Source organism: Methylocystis sp. NC52PC, from assembly GCF_055698645.1.
The window spans coordinates 3,276,565-3,293,131 of the sequence record NZ_CP170127.1 but is presented as its reverse complement, the minus strand read 5'-3'; the positions used below and the strand labels follow the sequence as shown (position 1 = coordinate 3,293,131).

Here is a 16,567-nt window from a genome sequence, read left to right as displayed (position 1 = left end):
CGCCGCGCCGGCTGGTATGGGCTTTGCCTCGCCCGCTGCGGCGCAACCAACGGACACCACGTGACAGCCGAGAATCGCAAATCGCTCTCCATCATCGTCTCCAAAGGGACGCTCGACTGGGCCTATCCGCCCTTCATCCTGGCGACGACCGCGGCCGCCATGGATATGGACGCGACGCTGTTCTTCACCTTCTACGGCCTGGGCCTGTTGAAAAAGCAGCTCGATCTCGAAGTCTCGCCGCTCGGCAATCCGGCGATGAAGATGCCGGTCGGCGGCCTGCATCTCGGCATGCCCAATCTCGTCGCGGCGCTCCCCGGCGTCACCGCCGGCGCCACCGCGATGATGAAGAACATGATCGCCAAGAAGGGCGTCGCCAGCATCGAAGAATTGCGCGACATCGCGCTCGAAAGCGGCGTCAGGCTCGTCGCCTGCCAGATGACCATGGACCTTTTCGAGTTCAAGAAGGAAGACATGATCGAGGGCGTCTGCTTCGGCGGCGCGGCGACCTATCTCGAAGAGGCCGTAAAGGCCGACGTCAATCTTTTCATCTAGGACCCCCGATGACAGACCGGACCTTGGACGCGCGCGGCCTCAATTGTCCTCTGCCAATTTTGCGCACCAAGAAAGCGCTGAAGGAGATCGCGGTCGGCGAGACGCTCGAAGTGCTCGCGACCGACCCTGGCTCGATGGCTGATTTCGCAGCGTTTGCGCGCCAGACCGGGGACGAGCTGGTGAGCGCCGAAGAACTCGACGGCCATTTCCGTTACGTGCTGCGGCGCAACAGCTGACTTGTTGCGCGGATGTCGCACGGCAGGCTTTTCCTTTGAAGCGCGCCGTTCCGCCTTGCGTAAGGCCCGGAGATTAGGCTGATCTTCACCATAAGGTTTGCCTAGCCCTGGCCCACGCCATGCGTATGTATTTTTTGCGCTCCGTCGCGCATGTTCTTCTGATTTTCCTTTTCGCCGACGCCGACGCCGCTGTCGCCGCGGACGGCTATTTCCTGATTGGCTACGGCCCGCGCCAGAAAGCGCTTGCGGGCGCGGGGGCCGCCGATCAACGCGACGCCATGGCGCTGTCGGTCAATCCCGCCGGCATTGTCGGGTTGAGGCGCCAGTTCCAGCTCGGCATGACGGTCATCAACGCCGAGCGCGGCTATTACACGAGCGGACCGACCCGCGTGATCGCGGCCGGCTATGTGGAAAGCGGCCGCCCCTGGTTCCCGGTGCCGAACAGCGGCTACATCCGTCCGATCGACGACAATTCCGCCTGGAGCGTCGTGAGTTACGCCAATGGCGGCATCAACACCTCCTTCGGCTGGGGGAATTGGCGGGCGCCGAGGGGCGGTCTTTTCGGCGGCGGCTTCGCGGGGGTCGATCTGCAACAATCTTTCACCAGCGTCGGCTACGCGCGCCGTTTTCCGACGCCGCTGGGCGAGGTGACCCTCGGCGTCGCGCCGACGCTCGCCGTGCAGATGCTCAATGTGCAGGGCGCGGGGGCCTTCACCCCCTATTCCTCCAATCCCTATCGGCTGTCGGACATGGGCTACGATTGGTCCTGGGGCGGCGGCCTGCGCGCCGGCCTCACTTGGGCCGTGACCGACAACGCCCGCTTCGGCTTCTCGGCCTCGACGCCCCTGTGGATGACCCGTTTCGAGAAATATGCGGGCCTGCTCACCCAGGGCGGCAATTTCGACATTCCGGCCACCATGCAGGCGGGCGTGGCCTACGATCTCTTGCCCAATCTCACCGCCATGCTCGATTGGCGGCATGTCTTCTATTCGGCGGTTCCCTCGCTCGGCAATCCGTCCAATCCCCTCACCTACGGATCATTGGGATCGGAGAATGGGCCAGGGTTCGACTGGACCGACGTCGACTCCGGAGCGGTTGGCCTGGAGTGGCGCTATTCGCCGGCGCTGACGCTGCGCACCGGCTACCACTACAGCTCAAACCCGTTGCGGTGGCGCTCGGTGACAGTGAATGCGCTGTCGCCGATCATCAACCGCCATCACGCGGCGATCGGGGCCAATTACGCCGCGACTCCCAATTCCGCCTTCGATTTCGCCTTTGTCTACGGCTTCAAGAATTCCTTCACCGGCGTGGAGTGGATTCCGCAGCAGCCGACCCTGCCCTTCGGCTCCGCCAATCCGCGCGCGACGATCACACCCTGGGCGCAGGGCTGGGAATTGACGCTCGGCTATGACTACAAATGGGATCAGGGCGACGATTCGCTCGTCCCGCTGCATTTTTGAGAGGGATGCGGCGCCGCCCCTCGTGCTTCGAGACGCCGCCTTCGGCGGCTCCTCATGCTTCGAGACGCCGCCTTCGGCGGCTCCTCAGCATGAGGGGCTCTTGCATCAACCTCTTAGGCCTCATCCTGAGGAGCGCGCGAAGCGCGCGTCCAAAAGGGCGTCAGAGGCTCTTGCATCAACCACTTAGGCCTCATCCTGAGGAGCGCGCGAAGCGCGCGTCTAAAAGGGCGTCAGAGGCTCTTGCATCAATCACTTAGGCCTCATCCTGAGGAGCGCGCGAAGCGCGCGTCTCGAAGGACGAGGCCGCCTCGCCCCATAATGACGAAGCGGTTCACCCCACGACGATATTGGGCGAGGCGCGATGCTTGGTCGTCTCCAGCAGCGTTTTCACCTTGGCGGCGAGATTGAGATAGACCGCCGCCTGCGGGCTGTTGGGCTCGGCGCCGACGACGGGCTTTCCGGCATCCGACGTCTCGCGGATCTTCATGTCGAGCGGCGCCTCGCCGAGGAAGGGCACGCCGAGCTTTTCCGCGTCGTGACGCGCGCCGCCATGGGAGAAGATTTCCGAGCGGCCGCCGCAATGGGGGCAGAGGAAATAGCTCATATTCTCGATGATTCCGAGAATGGGCGCCTCGACCTTCTGGAACATCGCGACGGCGCGGCGCGCGTCGATGAGCGCAAGGTCCTGCGGCGTCGAGACGATCACGGCGCCGGCGATCGGCGTCTGCTGCGCCATGGTGAGCTGCACGTCGCCGGTGCCGGGGGGCATGTCGACGACCAGTGCGTCGAGGTCGCCCCAGGCGACTTCGCCGAGCAGTTGCGTCAGAGCCTGCGCGACCATCGGCCCGCGCCAGACCATGGGCGTGTCCTCGTCGACGAGGAAGCCCATGGACATGATCTTGATCCCATAGGCCTCGAGCGGCGCGAGCTTGCCGCCCTCGACCTTCGGCTTTTCGTGCAAGCCGAAGAGCCGCGGCGCCGAAGGGCCGTAAATGTCGGCGTCGAGCAACCCGACGCGCCAGCCCTGCGCCGCGAGACCCAGCGCCAGATTGGCTGAGGTCGTGGATTTTCCGACGCCGCCCTTACCCGACGCCACGACGACGATGTAGCGGATCTTGTCGAGCGTCGGCGACATGCCGCGGCGCTGCGGCGGCGGCGGCGCGGCGTGGGAATGGCCATGATGGTCATGCCCGGCGGCCCCGGCCGCGCGCTCGGCGGTGAGCGTCACGATGGCGGCTTCGACGCCGGGCAGCGCCCTGATGGCCTTCTCGGCGTTGACGCGCGCGGCCTCCCAGCCCTCCGGCTTGGCCGGGTCGCCGGACAAAGAGACGAAAGCCTTGGCGCCGGAGAGATTGACGCCGCTCACCGTCTTGGCCAGCGACACGCCGCCGGGGCCGTAGAGATTTTCGAGGGCTTTGAGAATGTCAGCTTCCGTCGCCACAGGCCGCTCCTTGGCTGTTTAGAGTAATTCTAGACAAGGATATGCCGCTAAATCCCGCCCGCGTCCACGCGTAATTAAAGCGGATTGGCGCAACCGCAGCCCTGCGCCTGCACCGGCGGGCATGGAGCGTCGCCATAGGAGCAAAAGACGCAGCAGTCGCCAGGCTTCGGGGTCAGGCGCATCCCGCAGGCCGGGCAATCATAGACGACGACGCAGGCGTCCATCGGCATGGCCAGCACCTCGGAGTGGCCGCAGCGCGGGCATGTGACCGACGACTCGCGTTTCATGCGAAGAGCCCCATCGGCTGCTCGATGAGGGCTTTGAACGCCGCCAGCAGCTCGGCGCCGAGCGCGCCGTCCACCGCGCGGTGGTCGCAGGAGAGCGTCACGCTCATGATATTCGCCACCACCGGCGCGCCGTTCTTCACGACCATGCGCGGCTCGCCCTTGCCAACAGCGAGGATCGTCGACTGCGGCGGGTTGATCACCGCCGAGAAACTCCTGATCCCATACATGCCCAGATTGGAGACGGCTGAAACGCCGCCCTCATACTCCTGCGGCTTGAGCTTGCGCTCGCGCGCTCGGGCGGCGAGCTCCTTCACCTCTTCGGAAATTTCGAGAACGGTCTTCGCCTGCGCGTTGCGGATGATGGGCGTAATGAGCCCGCCGGGGATGGCGACCGCGACCCCGATGTCGGAGGCTTTGTGCTTCAGCATCGACTCGGGCGTGTAAGTGACATTCGCTTCTGGCACGCGCTGGAGCGCGAGCGCCAGCGCCTTCACGACGTAATCGTTGACGGAGGTCTTCCACTCGGGCGCCCCGTCCGCGCGCTTCGGCGCGGCGGCGTTGAAGTCCTCGCGGACCTTCAGCAGCGCGTCGATCTCGCAGTCGACGTCGAGATAGAAATGCGGAACGTTCTGGATCGATTCCGTTAAGCGCCGGGCGATCGCCTTGCGCATCGAATCGTGCGGAACTTCCTCGAAGGACCCCGGCTCGTAGAATTTGCGGGTCGTCGCGGCTGACGGCCCCTCCGCAAGCGCAACCGGCCGCGCTTCGGCCGCCGGCGCGGGCTTGCGGGCGCCGCCGCCGGCGAGCGCGCCTTTCACGTCGCGCTCGATGACGCGGCCATGCGGGCCGGAGCCCGTAACCGCGGAGAGGTCCAGCCCTGCCTCCTTCGCCAGGCGCCGCGCGAGCGGCGAGGCGAAGATGCGCGGCGCGCCGCTGTCGGGAGTCACGAGCGCCATGGGTTTAGTCCCTGTAGAGAACGGCCTTGGCGGCCGCGACCACGTCGGCGACGCTCGGCAGCGCGAGCTTTTCGAGATTGGCCGCGTAAGGCATGGGCACGTCCTTGCCGGTCACGCGCAGGACCGGCGCGTCGAGATAGTCGAACGCCTCCTGCTGCACGCGCGTCGCGATCTCGGCGGAAATTCCGCATTGCGACCAGCCCTCTTCGATGGCGACGCAGCGGCCTGTTTTCTTCACGGACTCGATGATCGTGGCGCTGTCCATCGGCCGCAGCGTGCGCAGGTCGATGACTTCCGCCTCGATCCCTTCCTTCGCGAGCTCATCGGCGGCGGCGAGCGCATAGGTCATGCCGATCGAGAAAGAGACCAGAGTCACGTCTGTTCCCGGCCGCGCAATGCGCGCCTTGCCGATCGGCAGCACGAAGTCCTCGAGCGCCGGCACTTCGGACGTCTTGCCGTAGAGAATTTCATTCTCGAGGAAGACGACCGGATTGTTGTCGCGGATCGCCGCCTTGAGCAGGCCCTTGGCGTCGCTGGCGTTCGACGGCGCGATGACGATGAGCCCCGGCACCTGCGCATACCAGGCCGAATAATCCTGGCTGTGCTGGGCGCCGACGCGCGCCGCCGCGCCATTCGGTCCGCGGAAGACGATGGCGCTGTTGATCTGCCCGCCCGACATGTAGAGCGTCTTCGCCGCAGAATTGACGACGTGGTCGATGGCCTGCATCGAGAAATTGAAGGTCATGAATTCGACGATCGGACGCAGACCCGCGAAAGCCGCGCCGACGCCGATGCCGGTGAAGCCATATTCGGTGATCGGCGTGTCGCGCACGCGCATCGGGCCAAATTCCTGCAACAGCCCCTGCGTGACTTTGTAGGCGCCCTGATACTCCCCGACCTCCTCGCCCATGATGAAGACATTGGGGTCGCGGCGCATTTCCTCGGCCATGGCGTCGCGTAGCGCTTCGCGCATGGTCATCGGAATCATGGTCGTGCCGGCCGGCACTTCCGGCGCCGCGCTGACGGTCGGCGGCGCGGCGACGCTGACCGGCTTTGGCGCGGGCGCGGCGGCCTCTTTCGCCGCCTCGATGCGCGCTTCATTCGCTTCGCCCGCCTCGTCCTGCGGCGCGCTCGGCGGCGTTGGCGGCTTGGCTTCCGGGGGCGCGGCGACGGCCGAAGCGTCCTCGCCCTCGCCGGCGATCACCGCAATCGGCGTATTGACGGCGACATTCTCGGTGCCGCCGGGGACGAGGATGCGCGCCAGCACGCCCTCGTCGACCGCCTCGACCTCCATGGTCGCCTTGTCGGTCTCGATCTCGGCGATGACGTCGCCGGCCTTGACTTCATCGCCTTCGCTTTTCAGCCATTTGGCGAGCTTGCCCTGCTCCATGGTGGGCGACAGGGCGGGCATGAGGACATTGACGGTCATTTGGTCACCGCATCGCGCCGTTGGGGACATTGACGGCGCGGGTTGGGGTCAATCAATCCCTTCCCGCAACGAGGAGGGATGAACCGCATCATCGTGTCGAACATCGACAAACCTTCTCCGCAATCGCCCGGGGCCGTTCCCGGTCCCTCGCCTGCCCTCAAAAAAGTCACGCCAGCACGTCCGTATAAAGTTCGGACGGATCCGGCTCCTTGTCGCTCATGGCAAAATCCGCGGCTTCCGCGACGATCTTGCGAACATTCGCGTCGATCTTCTTCAATTCGTCCTCGCTGACCCCGTCGGCGAGCAGACGCAGGCGCACCTGTTCGATCGGATCGTGCTCCTCGCGCATCTTCTGCACTTCTTCCTTGGAGCGATATTTGGCCGGGTCCGACATGGAGTGGCCCCGGTACCGATAAGTCTGCACCTCGAGCAGATAGGGACCCTTGCCCGAGCGGCACCAGTCGAGCGCCTCGGCCGCCGCCGCGCGCACGACCCGCACGTCCATCCCGTCCACCTGCCGGCCCGGGATGCCGAAGGCGGCGCCGCGCATGGCGAAATCCGTCTGCGCCGCGGCGCGGGTCAGCGAGGTGCCCATGGCGTATCGATTGTTTTCGACGATGAAGAGCACCGGCAGCTTCCACAGCGCCGCGATGTTGAAGGTCTCGTAGACCTGGCCCTGGTTGGCCGCGCCCTCGCCGAAGAAGGTCAGCGACACCCGGCCGTCGCCGCGATAGAGATTGGCGAAAGCGACGCCCGCGCCGATCGGCGCCGGCGCGCCGACGATTCCGTGCCCGCCGAAGAAGCTCTTCTCCCGCGAGAACATGTGCATCGAGCCGCCCTTGCCCTTGGAATAGCCCCCGCGCTTGCCCGCGAGTTCGGCCATCACGCCCTTGGCGTCCATTCCGCTCGCGAGCATGTGGCCGTGGTCGCGGTAGCTCGTGGTGAATTCATCCCCGTCGCGCGCCGCCATTTTGGCGCCGACGACCACGGCCTCCTGGCCGATGTAGAGGTGACAGAAGCCGGCGATGACGCCCATGCCATAGAGCTGCCCGGCCTTCTCCTCGAATCGGCGGATCAGCAGCATGTCGCGCAGGGCGCGCAGCTCTTCCTCTCGGGTGAAGGGTGCAACGGATTGAGCGGCGTTCGCGCCGTCGCCTGCAGTCGCCATCGGCTGTTCTCGGCCTCCCAACCGTTATGTGGAGAACGAGCGGAACAATACCAGAGTCGCCGTTCAAAGACGAGCGCCCCCGCCCGCCGGCTACCTGAGGCTGCGGCTTATTTGGCGTCGAGCTGCGTCTGCAGCTCTTCGGCGAAAGCCATGATGCGCTTGGCGTTGGCTCCGAAATCGTGACGCCCGTAGCGGGAGGCGGCGCGCAGATCGATGCGGGTCTGTCCCGGCAGCGGCTTCAGGCGAACGGTCACATCCTCGTCGAGGCCCATGACCAGCGTCTTGTCGACGAAATCTGCATGTCCTTCGCCGGTCCGGCCGCCCGGCGCGCGCTGGTCCACGACCTTCCAGCCGATGGCTTTCGCGGTCTTGAGGACCAGCGCGAAGGCTTCGTCGGCGTCGAGATCGACAACGATGGGCTCGACGTCGGGATAGGCGGGACGCTGCGCCTCGCGCGCTTTCCCGGGCAGCCCCTTGGGCTGGAAGCCGCCCCGCGCCGCATAGGCGTCTTTGGACAGAGAGAAATAAGGCGGGTTCGAGATATCGGTGGAAATGTCGGAGAGCACCGGCAGACGCACCGCCTCGAAGGCGAGATAGGCGGGATAAGCGACCGTGGCCAACGCGATGAAGGCCCCGCCGAAGGCCGCCCCCGTCCCGCGCCGCCCGGTGTTCCAGATGCTGACCGAGGCCGCGCCGACGAGCAGCAGCGCGACGAGGGCCAAGGCCACCGCGGCGCCGAGCGAGGCCAGCGCGGAGACCGGCCCGATCACGTTCAGCCGCACCAGCAGCACCGACAGGATGGCCACCGTCGCCGCAAAAACGGCGACGCTTTGGCTCCACAGGGCGGCGCGCGACCATGGCTCCGGCGGAAGGGTGCGACGCATGGACGTTAACGGCCTCGCTCATTCGCCGCGATGCGGCAGTCGGCGCATTTTTCGCCAAACCACAGGAGAAATGCAACGTGTCGCGCCGCCTCCTGAAAAACAACCAGCGCGTTAGCGCGGCGTTAAGCAAATGTGGCGAATTTGAGAAGGTGCATTTTGCTGTAGCAGCGTCCGCGTAGAGGTCCGTAATGTCGGAAGCAATCCCAGTCGAGTTGAACGAACCGCAAGCCGGCGGCCATCCCCATGATCTCCTCGCGCGGCTCTATCGCGAGATCGGCGTTTCCGCCGTCGCCGCCGCACTCGAAGCCGCGCAATTCTCCGACCCCGCCGGCGACTCGCAAGACGACGACGCCTGGGCGGCGCTTGGCGGCGAGATCGCAGCCTGAGACTGACCCCTCCGACCTGACCTTTGCCTTTTGGGTGTGAATGGGACCGCCGCGCTCTCTTGCGTCGCGATCGTCTTGTTTTCACCTCGGCGTCACGCGCTCTCGCGTGACGCCGAAGGAATGGCCCACGGCCTTCTCGCCGCCGATCGCCTTCCCGGACGACCACGCCTTGGCGTCGCTGCTTCCTATATGATGAGAAGCGCGCCCCGAGGAGAACGCATGCGCAAGATCATTTTGACGCTCGCCGCCGCGAGCGTTCTATCGTCACTTGGCGACGCCGGGGTCGCCGGCGAAAGGCGGCGCGCGGCGACCAGGACCGGGCGGGATGTCGGCTATTTCTCGAATGACCTCACCGGCACTGGCGGGACCAAGATCCCGCTGCGCGACTACCCGGGGTCCGCGACGGTCATTACGCGCCAGATGATGGACGATATTCAGGCCCGAAGCCTCTGCGACGCGCTACGCCTCGCGCCAGGGGTCACGGTCGGCAACTGCTGGTGATTTTAACTTATCTGGAAGGACGAGGCCGCAGCGCAGCCTTGTCGATAAAGAGAAAAGCGCGGCGAACCGCACTTTTCTCGGATTGGCGTCCTTACTCGATGATGCTGGCGACGACGCCCGCGCCGACCGTGCGGCCGCCTTCGCGGATGGCGAAGCGCAGCTTCTCCTCCATGGCGATCGGCACGATCAGGCTCACTTCCATCGTGACGTTGTCGCCCGGCATCACCATCTCGACGCCCTCGGGGAGCGTCACGATGCCGGTCACGTCCGTCGTGCGGAAGTAGAACTGCGGACGATAGTTGGTGAAGAACGGCGTGTGGCGGCCGCCCTCTTCCTTCGTCAGAATATAGGCCTCGGCCTTGAACTTGGTGTGCGGCTTCACCGAACCCGGCTTGCACAGCACCTGGCCGCGCTCCACGTCCTCGCGCTTCGTGCCGCGCAGCAGGCAGCCGACGTTGTCGCCCGCCTCGCCCTGATCGAGCAGCTTGCGGAACATCTCGACGCCCGTCACCGTCGTCTTCGTCGTCGGACGAATGCCGACGATCTCGACTTCCTCGCCGACCTTGACCACGCCGCGCTCGATGCGGCCCGTCACCACCGTGCCGCGGCCCGAAATCGAGAACACGTCTTCAACCGGCATCAGGAACGGCTGATCCTTCGGACGCTCCGGCTGCGGAATATAGCGGTCGACTTCCTGCATCAGCTTCAGGATCGCGTCATGGCCGATCTCGGGGGTCTTGCCCTCGAGCGCCGCCAGCGCCGATCCCTTGACGATCGGAATGTCGTCGCCGGGGAACTCGTACTTGGACAGCAGCTCCCGCACTTCGAGCTCGACGAGCTCGAGAAGCTCCGGATCGTCGACCATGTCGACCTTGTTCAGGAACACCACCAGCGCCGGCACGCCGACCTGACGGGCGAGCAGAATGTGCTCGCGGGTCTGCGGCATCGGGCCGTCGGCGGCGGACACGACGAGGATCGCGCCGTCCATCTGCGCCGCGCCGGTGATCATGTTCTTCACATAGTCGGCGTGGCCGGGGCAGTCGACGTGGGCGTAGTGGCGGTTCTGCGTCTCATATTCGACGTGCGCCGTCGAAATGGTGATGCCGCGCGCCTTCTCTTCCGGAGCCTTGTCGATCTGGTCATAGGCCGTAAACGTCGCGCCGCCCGTCTCCGCCAGAACCTTGGTGATCGCCGCCGTCAAAGACGTCTTGCCATGATCGACGTGGCCGATCGTCCCGATGTTGCAGTGCGGCTTCGTGCGTGAGAATTTTTCCTTGGCCATGGTCCCGTTCCAGTGAGGCGGGTCCACTACCCGCGCGCGGGCGTGCCTTTACGGCGGATGGAGAAATTCTGCAAGGGGCGTTCGAGTGTGTGACGAGGGGGTGAAATCACCCCCTACCCCCTCTCCCCGCTTGCGGGGAGAGGGTTGGGGTGAGGGGCCTGGGGCCTCTTTGCATCTTCTGGAGGATTGTATGCGCGGCCTGCGACTTCATGAAAGAACGCGCGCACGTGAACTCAGGCGCGCCCAGACGCCCGCCGAAGAGCGCCTCTGGAACAAATTGCGCGGGCGCCGGCTGGGCGGGTTCAAATTTGTCCGGCAAGCGCCCATTGGGCCGTTCTTCGCCGATTTTCTTTGCAGGGAGCAAGGATTAGTCGTCGAGATCGACGGCGCCACCCATTCGACCGACGAAGAGCTACAAAGAGACGCACGAAGGAGCGCGTTCATCGAAGCCCTGGGCTACCGAATTCTTCGCTTTCCGAACGCTGACGTTTTCGAGAATCTCGATGGGGTGTGTGAGACGATCCTTTTGATGCTCTGAAAATCTGTAACTCACCCCCTGGCCCCTCACCCTGCCCTCTCCCCGCAAGCGGGGAGAGGGTTCTCGTCCCCCTCTCCCCGCTTGCGGGGAGAGGGTTGGGGTGAGGGGCTGGGGCCTCTACGCTCTTGGATGACAATGCGAGTGGTCTGGCAAACTGGGTCGGCCAATGGGTTGAGAGGTCTGTGACTCACGCCTTGGCCCACTCCCCACTGCGGGGCGAAATCACTCAGCCTCGTCCCCCTCGTCCTCCGCTTCGCCCACATCCCCGATATGCTCGACCGACACCACGCGCTCGTCCTCGGCCGTGTTGAAGACGATCACGCCCTGCGTGCCGCGGCCGGCGATGCGGATGCCGTCGACCGAACAGCGGATCAGCTGGCCGCCGTCGGTGACGAGCATGATCTCGTCGCCCTGCTCCACCGGGAATGACGCGACGAGCTTGCCGTTGCGGGCGTTGACCGCCATGGCGACGATGCCTTTGCCGCCGCGTCCGGTGATGCGGTATTCGTACGACGACGTTCGTTTGCCAAAGCCGTTTTCCGAAACCGTCAGAATGATCTGCTCGGCCGCCTGCATCTCGTAGAAGCGCGCCTCCGAGAGTTCGACGGACGTCCCGGCGTCTTCCGTGTCGGCCCCCGTCTCCGGCGCGACGTCCTCGCCCATGCGGCGACGCAGGGCGCTGGCCTTTTTCAAATAAGCGCCGCGCTCGTCGCCGCTCGCCTCGAAATGCTTGAGGATCGACAGCGAGATCACCTTGTCGCCGGCGCCGAGCGATACGCCGCGCACGCCCATCGAGGTGCGGCCCTGGAAGACGCGCACCTCCGGCACGGCGAAACGAATGCACTGGCCGTCGCGCGTCGTCAGCAGAATGTCGTCGGCCTCGGTCGCCGTGGCCACGTCGACGATCGCCTCCCCGGCGTCGAGCTTCATGGCGATGAGGCCGTTGCGGCGCACGTCGACGAAATCGGAGAGCTTGTTGCGCCGCACCGTGCCGCCGGTCGTGGCGAAGATGACGTCGAGCGTCGACCAGCTCTCTTCATCCTCGGGCAACGGCATGATGGTGGTGATGCGCTCGTTCTGCTCCAGCGGCAGCATATTGACGAGCGCCTTGCCGCGCGCCTGCGGCGCCGCCAGCGGCAGGCGCCACACCTTCTCTTTATAGGCCTTGCCGAGCGAGGAGAAGAACAGCACCGGCGTATGCGTATTGGCGACGAACAGCCGATGGACGAAATCCTCCTCCTTCGTCTGCATCCCGGAGCGGCCCTTGCCGCCGCGCCTTTGCGCGCGATAGGTCGAGAGCGGCACCCGCTTGATGTAGCCGGCGTGCGAGACGGTCACGACCATGTCCTCGCGGGCGATGAGGTCCTCGTCCTCGACCTCGCCGTCGGCTTCGATGATCTGCGTGCGGCGCGGCGTGGCGTACGCCTCCTTCACCGCCAGCATCTCGTCCTTGACGATGCCGAAGAGCTTTTCGCGCGAGCCGAGAATCTCGAGATATTCCGCGATTTCCGCCGCGAGCTTGTTCAACGCCTCGGCGATCTCCTCGCGGCCGAGCGCTGTGAGACGCTGCAGGCGCAGGTCGAGAATGGCGCGCGCCTGCGCCTCGGAGAGACGGATCGTGCCGTCGTGGGAAAGCTTGTGGCGCGGATCGGCGATGAGTTCGACGAGCGGCGCCATGTCCTTCGCCGGCCAGTCACGCGCCATCAGCGCTTCGCGCGCCGCCGCGGCGTCGGGCGAATTGCGAATCAGGCGGATGACTTCGTCGATATTCGCCACTGCAATGGCGAGGCCGACCTGCAGATGCGCGTTGTCGCGCGCCTTGGCGAGGCGGAACTTGGTGCGGCGCGTGACGACCGTCTCGCGGAAGTCGATGAAAGCGCGCAGCACGTCGGTGAGCGTGAGCAACTCCGGGCGCCCGCCGTTGAGCGCGATCATATTGACCGCGAAGCTCGACTGCAGCGCGGTGTGGCGCCAGAGCTGGTTCAAGACCACGTCGGCGACCGCCTCGCGCTTCAACTCGACGACGATGCGCATGCCGTCGCGGTCGGACTCGTCGCGCAGATCCGAGATGCCCTCGATCTTCTTTTCCTTGACGAGCTCGGCAATGCGCTCGATGAGCGCCGCCTTGTTCACCTGATAAGGAATTTCCGTAAAAATGATCGCTTCGCGCTCTTTGCGCAATGTTTCGATGTCCGCCTTGGCGCGCATGATGATCGAGCCGCGGCCTGTGGCGTAGGCGTTGCGGATGCCGCCGCGGCCGAGGATCGTCGCCGCCGTCGGGAAGTCTGGCCCCGGCACGATCTCCATAAGCTCCGCGACCGTCATGTCGGGACGGTCGATCAATGCGATCGCCGCGTCGATGACTTCGCCCAAGTTATGCGGCGGGATATTCGTCGCCATGCCGACGGCGATGCCGCCCGCGCCGTTGACCAGAAGATTGGGGAAACGCGCCGGCAGGACCGTCGGCTCGTGCTCCTTGCCGTCATAGTTCGGCTGGAAGTCGACCGTGCCCTCGTCGATGTCCTCGAGCAGCGCGAGAGCGGGCTTGGCGAGACGCGACTCGGTGTAGCGCATGGCCGCCGGCGGATCGTTGTCGACCGAGCCGAAATTGCCCTGCCCGTCGACGAGCATGAGCCGCATCGAAAAGGGCTGCGCCATGCGCACCAAAGCGTCATAGATCGCGGCGTCGCCATGCGGGTGATATTTACCCATGACGTCGCCGACGACGCGCGCGGACTTCACATAGGGCTTGTCCGGCGTAATGCCGTTTTCATGCATCGAGAACAGAATGCGCCGATGCACGGGCTTGAGGCCGTCGCGCACGTCCGGCAGCGCGCGGCTCACGATCACGCTCATCGCGTAATCGAGATAGCTGCGCTTCATCTCGTCGGCGATGGATACGGGCCTGATGTCTGAACCGGGCTTGTCGGAACCGTCTTTTTTCGTGTCGTCGTCGGCCAAGGGCGCGCCAATCCGAGTGAATTTCAGCCTCTCGATCCTATAGGCGATTCTCGGCGCCCGCGCCAGTTTCTGAGAGGAAAGAACAGCAAATAAAAGCAATAAGTTAGGAAAATGGCGGTCAAAGCGGAGCTTTGGGCGCCGATCTGTGCCCGCGCTTTCTCTCGGGACGCCGCTCGTGGGGAAATGGACGGATTGTTGCGGGCGCGGTCCGGGGCCGTTCCTCCCGCCGGCCCCGCCTCCTTCGCCGCCGCCTCAGATTGAAGCGCAACGCTCTGATAAGGCGAGGGAAAGCCTCTCGAGCGAGGCCCCCCTCCGCAACGGCGTCACGTCGGAAGCGCCATGGTCTTGATTTACGCCATGGCCCGCCGGGCGCGGGCGGCGGCGATGGCCGCAGAGGCGGCGGCGTCGCCCGGCTCGATCAGGCTGAAATCTTCCTGGTCGACAGTCGGCGACGCGGGCGCGCGAGACGTGGTCGAGAAGTCGTCCGCCTCGCGGGCCGCCTGCGACGAGAACGGCGTCGTCATCTCCGCTTCGCCGGCGCCCTGCAGCGTCGCGTCGGCCGCGTCTCCCTCGTTGCTGTCGAGGATCACAGCGTTCAGATCGAAGTCTTCGGCGAGCGCCGGCGCGGCCCCGCCCATTCGTCGCCGCCGCAAGGCCCGCGCCGGGTCAACGGCGGGCGGCGGCGGTTCTTGCGGCCGGCGCATGCGGAGGGCGAATTTCCGAAGCACGGAAACCGGCTCCTTTGCGCCGTCGGCCGCGCCCTGGCTCCGCGTTTGCGGGCCGGAAGCTTCCGCCGCCAGGGCGGCGACAGTCGATGCGTCTTCCTGCTGCGCTGGCGTGGCCGCGGACGGGCGCGCAATTCTACGCGCAAGCCGCGCATGCAGCGTCGGCAGCAGGCGGGCGACAAGCGACGCAGGCGCGGCCGAGGGAGGCGCGCTCTTGACCTCTTGTGGGCGTTCGGTCGCGGGGTCGGAGGGTTGACCCTGACGCGAGCGTTTCGCGCGCATATAGAGAAGCAGCGCCCCGACGCCGATGAGCGGCAAATAGATCGTAATGAACTGGTCGAAGACCGACGTCTCGTTCGCCGCAGCCGCCGGCTCCGCCGGCTCGGGCGTCCTGGCGCTGACGTCGTGAATGAGCAGATCGGCGGCGCGATAGGGCGCGACCTTGTCGCCCGCAGCGTCGAAATCGTCGTAGCTGTCGTCGTGATTGAAGACGATCGTGCCGGCCAACGCCCTGATTTCGTTCTTGAGACGCTCCGCCTTCTCCGCCCCCTCGACCAGTCCGATCTTGATGGCCCCTGAGCGCCCCAACGCCCAGGCCTCGCAATGGAAGAACCGGTTGGGCGCGTTCGGCCCCTCGGCCGCGACCGCCACGCAGGCGGAAAGGCGGCGCTTCGCGTCGAGGGCCGGCGGCTCGAGCCAGCCCTCGAGCGTCACGGCGGGCTGCCCTGTGGCGGCGCGTTTGGCGTTTACCGCCGGCAGGCTGTCTCTGAAGGCCGCGAGCGCCCTCTCCGGGTCGAGCGACCCGGGGTCCCCAATCTCGATATGGCCATCGTCGAGAAGTTCGACCGGGGCCAACCAATCGAGCGCGCCGCTGGCCGGGGCGACAATCCCCTGCATGCCGCCTCGCCAGTCGAGGCCGACCTCCGCCGCGAGTTTGCGGGCGGCGTCCAGCGGGATGAAAATCCGGCCCGCCGGCAGCCACAGCGTCGCGCGGTCGGCGATCCGCGCCTCAACCGGGCCGACGAGGCCCTCGGCGAGAATCGCAGCGATACGCGCATCGGCGGGCGACTCGGCGGCCGGTTCGGCCGCAGCGGCCGTCTCGCGCGCAGGTTCGGCGGCGGGAGGCGCCGCATCGGCGACGGGGTCGAGCAGCGGAACGAGAGACGGCGCGTCGCCGCTTTGCAGCCCCGCCGACAAACTGAGCGTGCGCGCCGGCGCATTCGGCTCCTGGACGGCGATTCGAGCATTGAGCGCCACAGTTGGCAGGTCGCCGGATGCGGGGCCGCTGGTCGACGCCTCGGGACCCTTTGCGGCGAGTGCGACGGGCGACGGCGCAGATGGGTCCGACCCTGCCGCCGCGACAGTCTGCGGCTGCGGCGGCTGTGGCTCCGCCGGATTTGCAGCGGCGGACGTCGGCTGAGCCGCAACCGCCGCGGGCGGAACCGTCGGCCCCGCCTCGACGGCGGGCGACGCGCCCTTGTTCGCGAGGGCCGGCTTTTTCACGGGCGCGGCGGCGCCGGTCAGCGGCTTCAAAGGCGGCATGACAAAAACGAGGTCGTTGGCCTCCCGCGCCTGCCCCGCCGCCGCAAATGCGGCGAGAGCGGCGAGGAGAGCAAGGCTCGACGCGACGGCAGGCGGTTTGCTGAAAGACATTGGCGGCTCCACGCATAAACGCATGGCGGGAGCTTTGCCGTTGGTTACTGAAAAAAATGCTATTTACTCGACCGCCCGGCCGACAACGCGGCGGCAGGGTTAACGCCC

At 66.0% G+C, this 16,567-nt stretch carries 14 protein-coding genes and 1 pseudogene; 6 read left to right on the top strand and 9 right to left on the bottom strand.

The genetic code is table 11. The annotated features are described in order from the left end of the window. Positions 1 to 60: 60 nt before the first annotated feature. From dsrE2 to ACETII_RS18035, 3 genes are all read left to right on the top strand, one after another. The gene (gene dsrE2 / locus ACETII_RS18045; protein WP_472786429.1) at positions 61 to 552 is read left to right on the top strand and encodes a sulfur carrier protein DsrE2; all 492 of its coding nucleotides are present in this window, start codon (positions 61 to 63) and stop codon (positions 550 to 552) included. Positions 553 to 560: 8 nt separating this feature from the next. Continuing rightward, positions 561 to 788, top strand: a complete 228-nt coding sequence (locus tag ACETII_RS18040; RefSeq protein WP_363348314.1) for a sulfurtransferase TusA family protein — start codon at positions 561 to 563, stop codon at positions 786 to 788. 119 nt (positions 789 to 907) lie between these two features. Next, a complete protein-coding gene (locus ACETII_RS18035; RefSeq protein WP_472786428.1) occupies positions 908 to 2,248 on the top strand; it encodes an OmpP1/FadL family transporter in 1,341 nt (446 codons plus the stop codon). Between the two features lie 331 nt (positions 2,249 to 2,579). Here ACETII_RS18035 and ACETII_RS18030 read toward each other — a convergent pair whose 3' ends face one another. The 6 genes and pseudogenes from ACETII_RS18030 to ACETII_RS18005 form a co-directional block, all read right to left on the bottom strand. Next, a complete protein-coding gene (locus tag ACETII_RS18030; protein ID WP_472786427.1) occupies positions 2,580 to 3,689 on the bottom strand; it encodes an Mrp/NBP35 family ATP-binding protein in 1,110 nt (369 codons plus the stop codon). A gap of 74 nt (positions 3,690 to 3,763) precedes the next feature. After that, positions 3,764 to 3,976 (bottom strand): GDCCVxC domain-containing (seleno)protein, encoded by a 213-nt coding sequence (locus ACETII_RS18025; protein ID WP_472786426.1) that lies wholly within the window; start codon positions 3,974 to 3,976, stop codon positions 3,764 to 3,766. Beyond that, positions 3,973 to 4,905, bottom strand: a pseudogene (locus tag ACETII_RS18020) (2-oxo acid dehydrogenase subunit E2); the annotation flags it as partial. The pseudogene ACETII_RS18020 and the gene ACETII_RS18025, both read right to left, overlap by 4 nt. A 31-nt stretch (positions 4,906 to 4,936) precedes the next feature. Next, on the bottom strand, positions 4,937 to 6,361 hold the full coding sequence (locus ACETII_RS18015) for a pyruvate dehydrogenase complex E1 component subunit beta (RefSeq protein ID WP_472786425.1): 1,425 nt from the start codon (positions 6,359 to 6,361) through the stop codon (positions 4,937 to 4,939). A gap of 166 nt (positions 6,362 to 6,527) precedes the next feature. Continuing rightward, the gene (gene pdhA / locus ACETII_RS18010; protein ID WP_363348264.1) at positions 6,528 to 7,529 is read right to left on the bottom strand and encodes a pyruvate dehydrogenase (acetyl-transferring) E1 component subunit alpha; all 1,002 of its coding nucleotides are present in this window, start codon (positions 7,527 to 7,529) and stop codon (positions 6,528 to 6,530) included. A 107-nt stretch (positions 7,530 to 7,636) separates the two neighbouring features. Continuing rightward, positions 7,637 to 8,413 (bottom strand): DUF1499 domain-containing protein, encoded by a 777-nt coding sequence (locus tag ACETII_RS18005; RefSeq protein ID WP_363348262.1) that lies wholly within the window; start codon positions 8,411 to 8,413, stop codon positions 7,637 to 7,639. Positions 8,414 to 8,601: 188 nt separating this feature from the next. Between ACETII_RS18005 and ACETII_RS18000 the strand changes: the two genes are divergently transcribed. Further along, positions 8,602 to 8,799: a hypothetical protein gene (locus ACETII_RS18000; protein WP_472786424.1), complete on the top strand. Its 198-nt coding sequence runs from the start codon at positions 8,602 to 8,604 to the stop codon at positions 8,797 to 8,799. A 219-nt stretch (positions 8,800 to 9,018) separates the two neighbouring features. Continuing rightward, on the top strand, positions 9,019 to 9,300 hold the full coding sequence (locus ACETII_RS17995) for a TonB-dependent receptor plug domain-containing protein (protein ID WP_472786423.1): 282 nt from the start codon (positions 9,019 to 9,021) through the stop codon (positions 9,298 to 9,300). A gap of 91 nt (positions 9,301 to 9,391) precedes the next feature. Here the strand turns inward: ACETII_RS17995 and tuf are convergent, their stop codons facing one another. After that, positions 9,392 to 10,582: an elongation factor Tu gene (tuf, locus tag ACETII_RS17990; RefSeq protein ID WP_363348256.1), complete on the bottom strand. Its 1,191-nt coding sequence runs from the start codon at positions 10,580 to 10,582 to the stop codon at positions 9,392 to 9,394. Between the two features lie 190 nt (positions 10,583 to 10,772). Between tuf and ACETII_RS17985 the strand changes: the two genes are divergently transcribed. After that, a complete protein-coding gene (locus tag ACETII_RS17985; protein ID WP_472786422.1) occupies positions 10,773 to 11,120 on the top strand; it encodes an endonuclease domain-containing protein in 348 nt (115 codons plus the stop codon). A 222-nt stretch (positions 11,121 to 11,342) separates the two neighbouring features. Here the strand turns inward: ACETII_RS17985 and gyrA are convergent, their stop codons facing one another. Next, positions 11,343 to 14,081: a DNA gyrase subunit A gene (gyrA, locus tag ACETII_RS17980; protein WP_472786421.1), complete on the bottom strand. Its 2,739-nt coding sequence runs from the start codon at positions 14,079 to 14,081 to the stop codon at positions 11,343 to 11,345. A gap of 350 nt (positions 14,082 to 14,431) precedes the next feature. Further along, a complete protein-coding gene (locus ACETII_RS17975; RefSeq protein WP_472786420.1) occupies positions 14,432 to 16,459 on the bottom strand; it encodes a DUF2167 domain-containing protein in 2,028 nt (675 codons plus the stop codon). Positions 16,460 to 16,567: the final 108 nt, after the last annotated feature.